At 63.5% G+C, this 12,914-nt stretch carries 13 protein-coding genes; 6 read left to right on the top strand and 7 right to left on the bottom strand.

Annotation, left to right across the window (positions count from 1 at the left end):
- Positions 1-266: 266 nt before the first annotated feature.
- Positions 267-1,403 (top strand): N-acetyl-alpha-D-glucosaminyl L-malate synthase BshA, encoded by a 1,137-nt coding sequence (gene bshA / locus LAN37_03860; protein ID MBZ5646344.1) that lies wholly within the window; start codon positions 267-269, stop codon positions 1,401-1,403.
- Here the strand turns inward: bshA and LAN37_03855 are convergent.
- Positions 1,373-2,719, bottom strand: coding sequence for a histidine kinase (locus tag LAN37_03855; GenBank protein ID MBZ5646343.1), 1,347 nt, complete (start codon positions 2,717-2,719; stop codon positions 1,373-1,375). The genes bshA and LAN37_03855 overlap by 31 nt on opposite strands.
- Before the next feature lie 93 nt (positions 2,720-2,812).
- Here LAN37_03855 and ribA point away from each other — a divergent pair, with 93 nt between their 5' ends.
- A complete protein-coding gene (ribA, locus tag LAN37_03850) occupies positions 2,813-3,424 on the top strand; it encodes a GTP cyclohydrolase II (GenBank protein MBZ5646342.1) in 612 nt (203 codons plus the stop codon).
- A 76-nt stretch (positions 3,425-3,500) separates the two neighbouring features.
- On the opposite strand, the gene LAN37_03845 is transcribed toward ribA, so the two are convergent.
- Complete coding sequence (locus LAN37_03845) at positions 3,501-4,340, bottom strand: DUF2520 domain-containing protein (protein ID MBZ5646341.1); 840 nt, start codon at positions 4,338-4,340, stop codon at positions 3,501-3,503.
- A gap of 106 nt (positions 4,341-4,446) precedes the next feature.
- On the opposite strand from LAN37_03845, the gene LAN37_03840 reads away from it, so the two are divergent.
- The 3 genes from LAN37_03840 (at position 4,447) to LAN37_03830 (ending at position 7,592) form a co-directional block, all read left to right on the top strand.
- The gene (locus LAN37_03840; GenBank protein ID MBZ5646340.1) at positions 4,447-5,025 is read left to right on the top strand and encodes an NUDIX hydrolase; all 579 of its coding nucleotides are present in this window, start codon (positions 4,447-4,449) and stop codon (positions 5,023-5,025) included.
- 111 nt (positions 5,026-5,136) lie between these two features.
- Positions 5,137-6,891 carry a DNA polymerase/3'-5' exonuclease PolX gene (polX, locus tag LAN37_03835; GenBank protein ID MBZ5646339.1) on the top strand — a complete coding sequence of 585 codons (1,755 nt, stop codon included), beginning with the start codon at positions 5,137-5,139 and terminating at the stop codon, positions 6,889-6,891.
- Positions 6,892-6,977: 86 nt separating this feature from the next.
- Positions 6,978-7,592 (top strand): hypothetical protein, encoded by a 615-nt coding sequence (locus LAN37_03830; GenBank protein ID MBZ5646338.1) that lies wholly within the window; start codon positions 6,978-6,980, stop codon positions 7,590-7,592.
- A 6-nt stretch (positions 7,593-7,598) separates the two neighbouring features.
- On the opposite strand, the gene LAN37_03825 is transcribed toward LAN37_03830, so the two are convergent.
- The 5 genes from LAN37_03825 to rlmN all read right to left on the bottom strand — a co-directional run bounded on the left by LAN37_03825 (position 7,599) and on the right by rlmN (position 11,716).
- Positions 7,599-8,120, bottom strand: a complete 522-nt coding sequence (locus LAN37_03825; GenBank protein ID MBZ5646337.1) for a DUF421 domain-containing protein — start codon at positions 8,118-8,120, stop codon at positions 7,599-7,601.
- Between the two features lie 96 nt (positions 8,121-8,216).
- Positions 8,217-9,044: a hypothetical protein gene (locus LAN37_03820; protein ID MBZ5646336.1), complete on the bottom strand. Its 828-nt coding sequence runs from the start codon at positions 9,042-9,044 to the stop codon at positions 8,217-8,219.
- A 73-nt stretch (positions 9,045-9,117) separates the two neighbouring features.
- Complete coding sequence (pheA, locus tag LAN37_03815; GenBank protein MBZ5646335.1) at positions 9,118-9,927, bottom strand: prephenate dehydratase; 810 nt, start codon at positions 9,925-9,927, stop codon at positions 9,118-9,120.
- A gap of 85 nt (positions 9,928-10,012) precedes the next feature.
- Positions 10,013-10,477: a GNAT family N-acetyltransferase gene (locus tag LAN37_03810; GenBank protein MBZ5646334.1), complete on the bottom strand. Its 465-nt coding sequence runs from the start codon at positions 10,475-10,477 to the stop codon at positions 10,013-10,015.
- 129 nt (positions 10,478-10,606) lie between these two features.
- Positions 10,607-11,716, bottom strand: a complete 1,110-nt coding sequence (gene rlmN / locus LAN37_03805; GenBank protein MBZ5646333.1) for a 23S rRNA (adenine(2503)-C(2))-methyltransferase RlmN — start codon at positions 11,714-11,716, stop codon at positions 10,607-10,609.
- Positions 11,717-11,889: 173 nt separating this feature from the next.
- On the opposite strand from rlmN, the gene LAN37_03800 reads away from it, so the two are divergent.
- On the top strand, positions 11,890-12,914 hold a 1,025-nt coding region (locus LAN37_03800; GenBank protein ID MBZ5646332.1), incomplete at its 3' end, for an insulinase family protein.

Here is a 12,914-nt window from a genome sequence, read left to right as displayed (position 1 = left end):
CTCATCCGAGTCAGGACTCTCGCTCCACAAAAAGTATACGCGGGCGTATCCAGAGCGGTCAAACACTCGGCCACTCGCGGCCAGCAGGGGGCGGACTGGTACACTCGGGGCGTCCGCAGGCCGGTGCTCAACGCCGGCCGAGTCGCGATGGCGGATTCGTGAATCCCGCCCCAACGAACGCCATCCAATAACGTCCATGATGTTGAGGTAGAGGTCCTTCGACTCGCGCCGCAAAAGATACGGCGCTCGCTCAGGATGACGCCCAAGTGAAGATCGGGATCACGTGTTATCCGACCTACGGCGGCAGTGGCGTGGTGGCCACCGAGCTGGGCATGGAACTGGCCCAGCGCGGGCACGAAGTGCACTTCATCACCTACTCCCAGCCCTTCCGCCTGCAAGTGGAGATGGAGAACATCCATTTTCACCAGGTGGACGTGTCGATGTACCCGCTGTTCGAGTACCCGCCCTACGACCTGGCGCTGGCGACGCGCATGGGCGAGGTGGCGGAGATGTACGATCTCGACCTTTTGCACGTGCATTACGCCATCCCGCACTCGGTGAGCGCGCTGCTGGCCCGGCAGATGCTGGAATCGCGCGGCCGCAAGCTTCCCTTCGTCACCACCTTGCACGGTACGGACATCACGCTGGTCGGCGTGGACCGGTCCTACCTGCCCATCACCAAGTATTCCATCGAGAAGAGTGACGGCGTGACCGCGATCTCAAAGTACCTGCGGGAGAAGACGCAGCAGGTGTTCGAGATCGAGAACACGATCGAAGTGATCTATAACTTCGTGAACTGCGACATCTACCGGCGCGACCCGGGCGCGGGGCAGCGGCGGGCGCAGTTCGCCGACCCGCAGGAGCGCCTCCTGGTCCACCTGTCGAATTTCCGGCCGGTGAAGCGGCTGCTGGACGTCATCGAGATCTTCGACCGCGTCCAGAAGCAGGTTCCGTCCAAGTTGCTGCTGATGGGCGATGGCCCAGACCGCGCGGCCGCGGAGTGGCTGGTGCGGCGCAAGGGCATCCAGGAGCGTGTCTTCTTCCTGGGCAAGCAGGACCGGGTGCACGAGAAGCTGGCCATCTCGGACCTGATGCTGCTGCCCAGCCAGCTCGAGTCCTTCGGGCTGGCGGCGCTGGAGGCGATGGCGTCGGAAGTGCCTGCGATCGCCACCCGCGTCGGCGGCGTGCCCGAGGTCATCGAGCATGAGCGCACCGGCTTCCTCGGTGAGGTCGGCGACGTGGACACCATGGCGCGCTGGGCGGTCGAATTGCTGTCGGACGAGAAGAAGCTCACGGAGATGGGCCAGCGGGCGCGCAGCGCGGCGCAGTCGCGCTTCTGCTCCACCAAGATCATTCCGCAATACGAGCAGTTCTACGAGCGCGTGCTGGCGCGCTCCTCGTAAAGCCGGCGGGTAGTGTCGTCGGTGTCCACCGACTGCAGGATCGGCAGGGTGAGGGTGATCAGCGTGCCCTCGCCATTGCGGCTCTGCACCGTCATCTTCGCATTCTCGCCATACAGGACCTTCAGGCGCTCGGCGACATTGGCCATGCCGATGCCGCTGCCCGCTACCCCGAGGTCCGTCGCTTCTTCGCTGATGCCGACCCCATCGTCCTCCACTTGGATCACGAGTTGGCCTTCGGCCACGCGGCTGCGCAGAGTGATGCTCCCGCCCTCGATCTTGGGCGAGAGGCCGTGCTTGATGGAATTCTCCACCAGCGGCTGGAGCAGCATGCTGGGAACGGCAAAATCGAGCGTATCCGGCTGCAGCTCCTTGATGACGCGCAGCTTGTCTCGCCCGAATCGCACCACCTCGATGTCGAGGTAGTCGTCGATGAACTCCATCTCGTCGCGGAGCTGGACGAACGAGTCGGCCTTGCGCAGGATGCGGCGCAGGATGTTGGCCAGCTTCACGATGAGCACGCGCGCCATCTCGGGATCGAAGCGCACCAGCGAGGCGACCGAGTTCAGCGTGTTGAAGAGGAAGTGCGGGTTGATCTGGCTCTGCAGGGCCTCCATGCGCGCCTGCAGCAGCAGGAGCTCCTGGTCCTCCAGCTTCTTCTCGATGCGCGTGTTGTTCCAGATCTTCAGCGGGATGGCGACCGACGCCACGGTGACCGCGTACAGGCCCAGGGCGCTCAGCCAGCCGGTGGGCGGGATATAGAACAGCCGTCCGTGAAAGGCGCGGCCCAGTTCCACGCGCAGGAAATGCAACAGGACGATATAGAGAAAGAACGAGATCTGCCAGTCCAGCCGCAGATGATGGACGTTGCGGCGGATCCAGCGATAGATGCTCAGATCCATGAAGGGAGTGAACGACCAGATGTCTTCCTTGTTGGCCGTGAGGCGGCGCAGTACGCCCGCAAAGTACCCGGCGACCATGTAAAAAGGCATGCTGGCGAACTCACCCTGCAACATCGAAGGCAGGGAGAGCAGGATGCCACCGACCACGCCGGCGCCCCGCCCTCCGATCACTCCGATCAGGACCGCGCTCTCCAGGGCCAAGTCGGCGGCGATGAAATTGCGCACGCTCATGCGCACCACCACGCCCAGAGCGAAGGGGACGGCGATGAACAGCGCCAGGTGGATGGCCTGGGTGGCGTTGCGCTCCTCGCGGTAGAGCAGCGACTTGAAGTAGCGGGAGCGGGACAGGGCGCTGGCCACGGCGGCCGCCACCCCGAGGCGAACCAGCAGCGAAACGGAGATAAGGCGCGGATCCACGAAGGCATAAATCTAGCACGGGGAGCGTGCCGCGGCGCGAACTGCTGTGACCTGCGTCACACGGCGACGCATCCCTGCCGATATAATGAATGCGTGGCTTCTTACGAGCTGAAAAAGGTGGCCGAGGCCGATTTCCCCACGCGGTGGGGGCACTTCCGCATCATGGGCTTCGAGGGGCAGGGGCTGATGGACCGCCGCACCGAGACCGCGGTGGCGCTGGTCCTGGGCGATATCCACAAGAAGGCGCCACTGGTGCGGATCCATTCCCAGTGCCTTACCGGAGACGTCTTCGGCTCGCTGCGCTGCGACTGCCGGCAGCAACTGGAGCTTTCTCTGGAAATGATCGCCAAGGCCGGGAGCGGGGTGCTCGTGTACGAGCAGCAGGAAGGCCGCGGCATCGGGCTGATGGCGAAGTTGCAGGCCTACGCGCTCCAGGACCAGGGCATGGACACGGTCGAGGCCAACGAGAAGCTGGGCTTCAAGTCCGACCTGCGGGAATTCACCTTGCCGGGCGAGGTCTTGAAAGCGCTCGGGCTGAAGGAGATCCGGCTGCTCTCCAATAACCCCGACAAAGTGAAGGCCGTGGAGAAGGCGGGGATCAAGATCATCGAGCGGGTCCCCTGCGAGGTCGAGGCGCAGCCGCACGCCAAGAAGTACCTCGAAACCAAGAGGAAGAAGATGGGGCATCTGTTCACGGCCCGGTAGTCGCCCGTCGGCGGTCGTCGCTGGTCAGCAAAGGCGCTCTGAATCGAGCGCTTTTTCTTTTGCGCAACAGCAAAGATCATTTCAGGATCTTGCGAAGGGCGGAGCGGTTGCGGACCGGGAGAGTGTCGAGCGCGGAGCGCGCCAGGGCAAGGTAGATGTCGCGCGCGCCCGGCACCTTCTTCAGCGCGCGAAGGTGGCGGCGAACGGTCTCCACGTCGGCGCGCACGATGGGACCGGAAAAAGCACGAGCCGCCCCGCCCCGGAAGTAATTCTCAAGCGTCTGGCGCAGGAGCGGTTGCATGATCCTGGGGATGGACCTGCGCGGAAGGCCAGCTGCCTGCCCGACCTGCTCGGCCATCGCCAGCGAGGCGATCAGCAGGGGCGAGGAGAACGACCCCATGGCGTGATAAAGGGTCTTCCCTTCTTTCGCGATATCGAACACCGAACCGCCGAGGTCGCGCGCGATCCGTCGGGCTACGCGCACCGCAGCCGGGTCGCCCTCGACCGCGAACGAGATCCCCGACAGCGAGGGGCTGGAGCGGCCGACAAACGTCATCATGGGATGCAGCGACGCGACGGCAGCACCGCGCCGGCGGAGTGGCGTCAGCAGGTCGCTGGTAAGGGCGCCGCTGGAGTGCAGCGCGATTCGCCCGTTCCATTTCGCGGCCAGTTCCGCCGCGGTCGAGGCGATCGCGTCATCCGTCACGCAGATCCAGAGAATGTCGCCCGGGATCGCGTCTTGGCGGCTGAGAACGCGGGCCTGGACTTGCCGCGCCAGGACACGGGCCCGGCGGCGCGACTCTGCGCGGTTGCGCGCCACGACTGTCGTCACGCGATACCCTGCGCCTTGGAGCGCGCGAGCAAGAGCCCGGGCAAGGTTGCCGGCGCCGACGAGCGCGATGGTGGGCTTCGCCACGCGGGGAGGATATCAGTCGGTCCTCGGCAGCGGTAGGGGTCCTTCGACTCGCGTCGCAAACCCAGCCGCGCTCGCTCAGGATGACACCATCCAATATATTGATCGGATGGCAACGAAGAAGAGTCCTGCAAAGGTCCGGGTAATCTCGTCGAAGACGGTGTTCCACGGGCCGGTGTTCTCCGTGACCGTGGACGAGGTGGTGGAGCCAAGCGGGGTACGCGCGCGGCGCGACGCGGTACGCCACCCCGGATCGATCGTCGTGCTGGTGGTGGACGACACCAGGAAAGAGCCGCGGGTGCTGCTGCTCCGCCAGTATCGTTATCCGGCGAACGACCGCCTGTGGGAGCTGTCGGCGGGGCGCATCGACGCCGGCGAAAGTGAACTCGCGGCCGCCAAGCGGGAACTCCTGGAAGAAACCGGATTCATCGCGAAGCATTGGAAGCACCTGTTCACTTACTACTCATCGCCCGGGTTCATGGACGAGACCATGGCGATCTACGAGGCCAGCGGTCTGACCCCGGGTAAAGCGCAGCCCGAGGAAGACGAAGTCATCCAAAAGCGCTTCTTCCCTCTCCGCCAGGCGTTGGGGATGATCGCGTCGGGCAAGATTTGTGACGGAAAGACGATCGTAGGGCTGTTATGGCTAGAGCGGGGATGGCGCACACGCCGCCGCTCCCGTCCCTAGGCGAGCGATTCGAAAGTCACCTTCTGCACTCCTAAGCCCCGGCGGCGACGCCGGGCTTTCTGCTAGACGGTCGTGGGCCCAGAAGGCGCCGGTATAGAATTCCAATCGCAGATGCCGACATTCGATAACAAGTACATCGCCAACATCCTCTCCGAAGCCGCGGACCTGATGGAGGTCGCGAACGACGACCCGTTCCGCATCCGCTCGTACCGGCGCGCGGCCGAGGCCATCGAAGGCCTGCCACAGCAGGTCTCGGAGATCTGGCAGGAGCCGAAGAAGTTGTTGGAGATCCCGGGAATCGGCAAAGGCATGGTGGCGAACATCCAGGAGATCTTCTCGAACCAGGGCAAGCTCAAGCTGCACCAGGAGTTATTGGAGAAGTACCACCCGAGCATGCTGGAGCTGCTGAAGATCTCGGGGCTGGGGCCGAAGACGATTGCGCTCATTTGGGATGCGTTCCAGGTGTGCGATGTGGCGGGGGTAGAGAAGCTGGCGAAAGAAGGCAAGCTGCGCGGCCTGCCACGCCTGAGCGAGAAGATCGAGCAGAAGATCCTGCGCGCCATCGAGCAGTACCGGAAGGTCTCGGGCCGGTTCCATATCGACGTGGCGGACGAGGTTGCGCAGAAGCTGGTGGCGCAGCTCAAGGGGATGCCGGGCGTGGACAAGGTGACGCCCGCGGGATCGCTGCGGCGGGGGCGCGAGACGGTCGGCGACCTCGACGTCCTGGTCACCGGCAAGTGCGGCGAGAACGAGAAACAGCGCGACGCCGTCATCGCCAAGATCCTTGAATTGCCGGGGATCATGGAAGTGCTGGCCAAGGGCGAAAACAAGGTCAGCTTCAAGCTGCGCACCGGAATGCAGGTGGATGTGCGCATCCTGGCCCCCGCGTCGTTCGGCGCGGCCCTGCTGTACTTCACCGGCTCGAAGAACCACAACGTGGCCCTGCGCCAGCGCGCGCTCAAGCTGGGCTACACGCTGAATGAGTACAGCCTGGCGCGCCTGAAGACCGAGAAACCCGTCGCCAGCAAGACCGAAGAGGAGATCTACGCCAAGCTGGGACTCGACTACATCCCTCCGGAACTCAGGGAAGACAGCGGGGAGATCGAGGCGGCGGAAGAGCATGATATCCCGGACCTGGTCACGATCGAGGACCTGCGTGGCGACGTGCACATGCACACCGTGGAGACCGACGGCCGTAACACCATCGAGGAGATGGCCGAGGCGGCGCGGGAGCGCGGATACAAGTACATGGCCATCACCGACCACACCAAGAACCTGGCCATGACCAACGGGCTCGACGACAAGCGCGCGGAAAAGCACATCAAGCGCATCCACGAGGCGGCGAAGAAGTTCGAGGGCATCAAGATCCTTGCCGGGATCGAGGTGGATATCCTGGCGGACGGCGAACTCGACCTCTCCGATTCTGTCCTGGAGCAGATGGACCTGGTCATCGCCAGCGTGCATTCGCACTTCAGCCAGGAGCCGGCGAAGATGACCGAGCGCATCCTGCGCGCGATCGAGAACAAGAACGTCTCGGCGCTGGGCCACCCGACCGGGCGGCTGCTGCTGCGCCGCGAGGCCTACGAGTTCGATATCGACGCCGTGCTGAAGACAGCCGCGAAGAAAAGGGTCGCGATGGAATTGAATTCGTTTCCCGACCGGCTCGACCTGAACGACCGCCACCTGCGCATGGCGAAAGAGCGCGGGGTGAAGATCGTCATCAACACGGACTCGCACCACACCTCGCACATGGAGAAAATCAAGTACGGCGTATTGCAGGCGCGTCGTGCGTGGCTGACCAAGGAGGACATCTTGAACACGCTGCCTCCTGACAAGTTCGCAAAGGCGATGAAGCATGCCTGGTAGCAAGAACTCGCGCTGGGCCTCCGGCGTTGCAACGTGGAAACCCGATGCGCCGGGTCGGAGCATCACAGTGAACGAAGGAGCGCCGCATGCCTGAGAACGCGCCCAAGCCCACTCCAAAAGCCCCGCCCGATGCCGGCCACGTACCCATGACCGAGGAGTTTGACAGCGCCAAGTGGACCCTGCCGCCGATCGTGCCCGTGGCCATCGGACTGGCGATCGTAGCCGTCGTGCTGGGCACGATCCTGCTCGGCGGTCGCCCCAAGCCGGGCGGTTCGGGGACCATCGCCGGCGTGTACGCGGTGGACCAGAAGGGTCAGGCGGGTGTGCTGGTTGTGGTGCAGGTGCACATCAGCAACCTTGGCGAGCGGCTGATGTGGATCAAGAGCGCCTCGGTCACGATCGACACCGCCCAGGGCAACTGGACGGACGATGCGGCGGCTCCCATGGACTTCAACCGATACTTTCAGGCCTACCCGGAACTGAAACAATATGAAAAGCCTCCGCTCGCCGCGGAGATGAAGATCCCGCCCGGCGGACAGGTGGACGGAATGCTGCTGGTAGGCTTTCCACCGCCGCCCCCGCCGAACGCGACCACGCCCCAGCCGAATTTCACCAAAGCGGACTTCGACAAGCGCAGGGGCCTCACCGTCAACATCGAGCTCTACGACCGCAAGCCGCTCGTGTTGACGGAAAAGCGCTAGCGCTTCCTATTGGTGCTTCTGCAGGAAGCGCAGGCGCTTGTGCGGCTGGGCCTCGGGGCGTACGTCGTCGTACTTGAGCACGCTGATGGAGCCGTCCACCTCCAGCACCCCCAGTGAAACGTCCGTGATGTGAGCGATTCCGTGTTCCCGCAGCGCTCGCTCCACTTCGTCCATGGTGACGTGCTCCCGCGCCATGTGCGACGCGATCAGCTCGCCGTTGTGGATCAGCAAGGTCGGTGACCCCTGCACGAACTTGCGGAACCGGCGGTTGAATCCAGCTAGGTCGGCGACCACGTAGTTCATGACCAGCAGAGTACCCGCTGCCACGACGCCTCCGACCAGCGACGTGTCGGGGCCGGTCATGGCGTTCTGTACGGCGTTCGACAGCAGCAGCAACAGCGTCAGGTCGAAGGGCGTCATCTGGCCCACTTCCCTCTTGCCGCTCAGGCGGACGCCGGCGAGGACGAACAGGTAGATGGCCCCTGTGCGGACCAGGATCTCGATGGCGGTGTGCAGATTGGTTGTCATGGCTGTGGCGGAGATTTTAGCCACAGACGAGGCGCCGCCGCAGAGAAAAGAAAAGCGCGGCCGGATTAGGCCGCGCCACGTGATTCGCGCCGATCGTCAGTTCGCCTTGGGAGCCTGGGCCGACTTCGGAGTCGACAGATAGCCCGTGACTTTGTCCTTCTCCACCGTGAACACCACCAGTTCGTACAGCGTGCGGTCCTTGCCGGTGTAGAACTGCAACGGCTCGGCGACGGTGCGGTCCTTCTTCTCGATGGTTTTGTCGTCGGCCAGCACGTTCAGCGTGAACTTGCTCTTCTTCTGGTCCGTCTTCTTAAGCTCGAGGCTGACGGTGGAGACCGGCTGGCGCTTCTTCTTGGTGAGAGTGAACTCGAAGTAATTGCGGTCGCCACGGTGCTTGAGGTACTCGAGCTCGTCGCGGGTGTGCGCGATCAGGCCGCTCTGCTGGCCGAGGTCGCCAATGGTACGCTCCAGCTTGGCCTTGGTGGCTTCCAGGTCAGCCTTGGTCGAGGCCACGTCGGTCTTCACCCCGCCGACCTCCGACTTCACGCCCTCGACCTGGCCGGTGACCTGCCCGATCTGCTCCTTCTGCTCCTTCGCCAGGCGCGCTTCGGCGGCTTTCTGCGACTTCTGCAGCTCCTTTGTCTTTTCCGTCAACTGCTGTTCGGTCATGCCGACCTTGTCGGCCACGGCGCCGATGGAGGCCTTTAAGGCCGCTTGGTTCTGGGTGAGCTTCTTCTCAAGCTCCTGCTGGGCGGCAGCCGTCGCTCCCTGCTTGTCTTCCAGGGTGCCGATGCGCCCGCGCATGTCGAACATCAGATAGAGCGAAAAGAGGACGTAGATCCCCGCGATGGCGAGCAGGACATACTTGATTGTGTTGTTTTCGCCGTCCTGGGGCACGGGAGCCCCGGCGTCGTGATCGGACATAAGGCCTCGCTAAGAAGGAATAGTTGCTCGGTTCATTGTTCCAGCAGAGCTGCAGTTAGTCAAACTCACGCCGCTACTTCGCAGCGCGATAGACGCCGAGCACCTTGACGAAGTCGGAGATCTCGGCCAGATGGCGGAGGGCATTGCGCGCGGGCTGGTCGTCGCCGCGCAGGAAATCGACGAAGAAAACGTACTGCCAGGGCTTGCCGCGGACAGGGCGGGATTCGATGCGGCTCAGCGAGATGTCGCGCAGCGCGAAGACGCTGAGCGCCTTGAACAGCGCCCCGGCTATGTTCTTCACCGAGAAGGCGATCGACGTCTTGCCCGCGCCCGGCAGCAGGCGTCGGGAACGGCGGACCAAGAAAAAGCGCGTGAAGTTCTTCTTGTCGTCTTCGATGCCGGCGCGCACGATGCGCGCGCCATAGACGGCCGCGGCCTGGCGCCCGGCGATGCCCGCGGCGTCGCGCAGCCCGGCCGCAACCACGTGTTTCACGCTGCCCGCGGTGTCATAGAACGGCACCGGCTGGATGCGGGGATGGCGGGCCAGGAATTCGCGGCACTGCGCCAGCGCTACGGGATGAGAAAACACGCGCCGCACTTCGACGAGCTTCACCCCCGGTGCGGCGATCAGGTTGTGCTCGATGCGAAGCAGGGACTCGCACTCGATCCAGAGATCGTGTGCCAGCAGCAGGTCGAAATGCTCGGCCACCGCGCCGGCAAGAGAGTTCTCGATGGGGATCACGGCGGCCCCGGCGCGGCCACGCTTCACCGCTTCGAATACCTCCGGCGAAGTGGCGCAAGGCAGAACCGTGCACCCCGGCAGCATGCGCTTGGCAGCCTGGTGGCTGAAGGAACCGAGTTCTCCCTGGATGGCGACTTTCATCGAGGCATCTCATCGTACCTCACTGGGAGGACATCGTTGTCGGCTGATTCTGGAACGCTGCTCGACGGGTTGGTCTTCCGCGCGGTCATGGCAGGCGATTCGAGCGCGCGGCCTCCAGCGGCTTGCCCATGAGCAGAGCGTCCAGACTGTCCAGGTAGTAGCGCGGGATGGTTTTCAGGACCGAGTAACCGTGGCGCTTGTAGAAGCGGATGGCGGACTCGTTGTCCACCGCGGTCTCGAGCAGGACGGCACCGCAGCCGGAGGCGCGCAGACGCTGCTCGCCGGCGCGCAGCAGTTCCGAGCCGATCCCCGCGCGCCGCGCCCGGGGCAGCACGTCGATGGTGATGATGTGTCCGGCGCCCCGGCTCGAACTCTCCGCCACCAGAAAGCCGGCGATGCCTGCCTCATCTTCCTTCACCAGAGTGAATGCGCCCCGGCGCTTCATGTAATGGCGAAGCTCTGCCTGGGAGTAGGAGATCCCATCGATGAAGCACTCCTGGTCGATGCGCCAGAGTGTCTGGAAGTCGGCGGCGGTGGCGTTGCGGATCAAGAGAAGTGCTCAGTACCCGGTACTCAGTTGTACCTCATTTCGTAACCGCGAAGCAGCGGGAGACAAGCGCGCCGCTGGAATTGCCGGCAGATCACTGGGTGCTGAGTACCGAGTACTGAGTACTTCTTCTTACGCCACGGTTCGCTTGAGCTGTCCGCAGGCCGCAAAGATGTCGCGGCCGCGTGGCCGCCGGATGAAGGTCGGAACTCCCGCCTTGATCAGGACCTGCTGGAACGCGTGGACCCGCTGCTCCGACGGAGTGGAGAACTCTATCCCAGGCCCTGGATTCAAGGCGATCAGGTTCACCTTGGCGCGGATGCCGCGGAGCAGAGCGGCGACCTCGCGGGCGTTCTCGACCGAATCGTTGACCTCATCGAGCAGCACGTACTCGAAGGTCAGGCGCTCGCGCCCGCGCAGGGGAAATTCACGCGCCGCGGCCATCAGCCTCTCCAGGTCCCACTTGCGGTTGATGGGCATCAGGCGCGAGCGCACCTCGTCATTGGAGCCGTTGAGCGAGATGGCCAGCTTGGGACGCACCTCCTCCCGGCCCAAGTCCTGGATGCGGGGCACGATCCCCGAGGTCGAGACGGTCATGCGCTGGGGGGAGATGCCGACGCCTTCAGCGAGCAGGCGCACCGCCTTCATGAAAGCGTCGTAGTTGAGAAACGGTTCTCCCTGGCCCATGAAGACCAGGTTGATGCGGTCACGCTCGGGGCTGACGTTCTTGTCCTGCAACACCGTCGTCACCTGGCCGACGATCTCGCCCGCGGTAAGGTTGCGCTTCACGCCGAGCAGTGCCGTGAGGCAGAACCTGCAATCGACCGCGCATCCGATCTGGCTGGAGATGCAGATGGTCGCCCGGTTCCGGTTCGGTGCCGCTGCTTCCAGGTCCGCGGCCGCTTCGCTTCCGTCGCCAGCTTCGCCTTCGTCGCCTTCCGGCATCCACACCGTCTCCACGCTCTGGCCGTCGGAGAAGGCAATCAGGTAGCGGATGGTGCCGTCGACCGACTCAAAGTCCTTCTCGATGCGGGGCCGTCCGAGCTGGTACCCTTGCTGGACAAGCTGGCTACGGACCGCCTGCGGCAGAGTCGTGATCTCAGCGAGGTCGCTCACCCGCCGACGATAGATGGCGTCGAACAACTGCCGGCCCCGGTAGGCGGGTTGGCCGGCGTTCTCCACGATCCCTGTAAGTTCTTGAAGAGTAAGACCCAAGAGTTCGATGTGTCCCGCCTCGTGCATGCATGCAATGAGCTGATTCTACTTGGCGAGTATGGAATTTGAAACCTGGGCACCGCACCCGGCTGCGGTCTTTGGGTGGGCCATAACCAATTGGGAATAAAAGAGTAATGTTTTCCGCACCAAGGATTATGGTGTGTCAGAATGGCTTAGCGGGGGTTTTGGCCAAGGGAACCATGGTAGAAGAATTGCGCAACATCCGGCGAGAACTTCTCCCCAGCGGGCTGACGATCCTGACTGAGGAGATGCAGCACATTCGCTCCATCTCCATCGGGATCTGGATCAAGACCGGCTCCCGTCATGAAGACGCCGAAGCGAACGGCATTTCGCATTTCGTCGAACACATGGTCTTCAAAGGAACGGAGACCCGTACCGCCGAGGACATCGCCCGCCAGGTCGACTCCATCGGCGGCAACATGGACGCCTTCACCGCCAAGGAGTGCATCTGCTTCACGGTAAAAGTACTGGACGAGCACTTACCGATCGCGCTGGATGTGCTCAGCGACCTGGTGCTGCACCCCGTCTTCGACGTCAAGGACATCGTCCGCGAACGCGGCGTGATCATGGAAGAGATCAAGATGGACGAGGACAGCCCCGATTATCTCGTCCACGAGATCTTCACCCAGAATTTCTGGAGGGACCATCCGCTGGGCAAGCCCATCTTGGGCACCAAGGAGACGGTGCGCAGGTTCGAGCAGCCTCTGGTCCTCGATTTCTATCGCCAACGCTTCACGCCGGGGAACTTGATCGTCAGCGCAGCCGGCAACGTGAACCACGAAAAGTTCGTGGAGTTGGTGGCGAAGAAATTCCAGCACCTGAAGCCGGTCAAGAACGGTTTCCGCGAGGCGCCGCCGCAGATCTCGCCGCGCATCGTCCTGCGCAACAAGAAGTCGCTGGAGCAGGTGCAGATCTGCGTTGGTGTACCAGCGTATCCCATCGCGCACGACAAGCGCTATCCCTCCTACATCCTGAATACTTTGCTCGGCGGAGGCATGAGTTCGCGGCTAAAGCCAGCTTGCCGTCCCCGAATGGGGCCAATTCTCGGCGTGGTTGAACTACTCCTACATGGTTGCCTCCGCCCGTCTGCCCGTGGTCGGGGGCTTGTTTCTCCGAGAGGACGCTTCCGCCTTGCTCAATTCCAATGCGCGCACCTGGGTTTCGCAGGACCAGCGCCACACCGCGCACGGACAGATCCGCTATC

It is taken from the genome of Terriglobia bacterium, from assembly GCA_020073495.1.
Taxonomy (GTDB): Bacteria; Acidobacteriota; Terriglobia; order Terriglobales; family Acidobacteriaceae; genus JAIQFD01.
This window is presented reverse-complemented; position numbering and strand designations above follow the sequence as displayed.

Excerpts from the sequence above, each read along its gene's own strand:
- LAN37_03840 (MBZ5646340.1), top strand. The coding sequence starts at position 4,447 with ATGGCAACGAAGAAGAGTCCTGCAAAGGTCCGGGTAATCTCGTCGAAG.
- polX (MBZ5646339.1), top strand. The coding sequence starts at position 5,137 with ATGCCGACATTCGATAACAAGTACATCGCCAACATCCTCTCCGAAGCC.
- LAN37_03830 (MBZ5646338.1), top strand. The coding sequence starts at position 6,978 with ATGCCTGAGAACGCGCCCAAGCCCACTCCAAAAGCCCCGCCCGATGCC.
- LAN37_03825 (MBZ5646337.1), bottom strand. The coding sequence starts at position 8,120 with ATGACAACCAATCTGCACACCGCCATCGAGATCCTGGTCCGCACAGGG.
- LAN37_03820 (MBZ5646336.1), bottom strand. The coding sequence starts at position 9,044 with ATGTCCGATCACGACGCCGGGGCTCCCGTGCCCCAGGACGGCGAAAAC.
- pheA (MBZ5646335.1), bottom strand. The coding sequence starts at position 9,927 with ATGAAAGTCGCCATCCAGGGAGAACTCGGTTCCTTCAGCCACCAGGCT.
- rlmN (MBZ5646333.1), bottom strand. The coding sequence starts at position 11,716 with ATGCACGAGGCGGGACACATCGAACTCTTGGGTCTTACTCTTCAAGAA.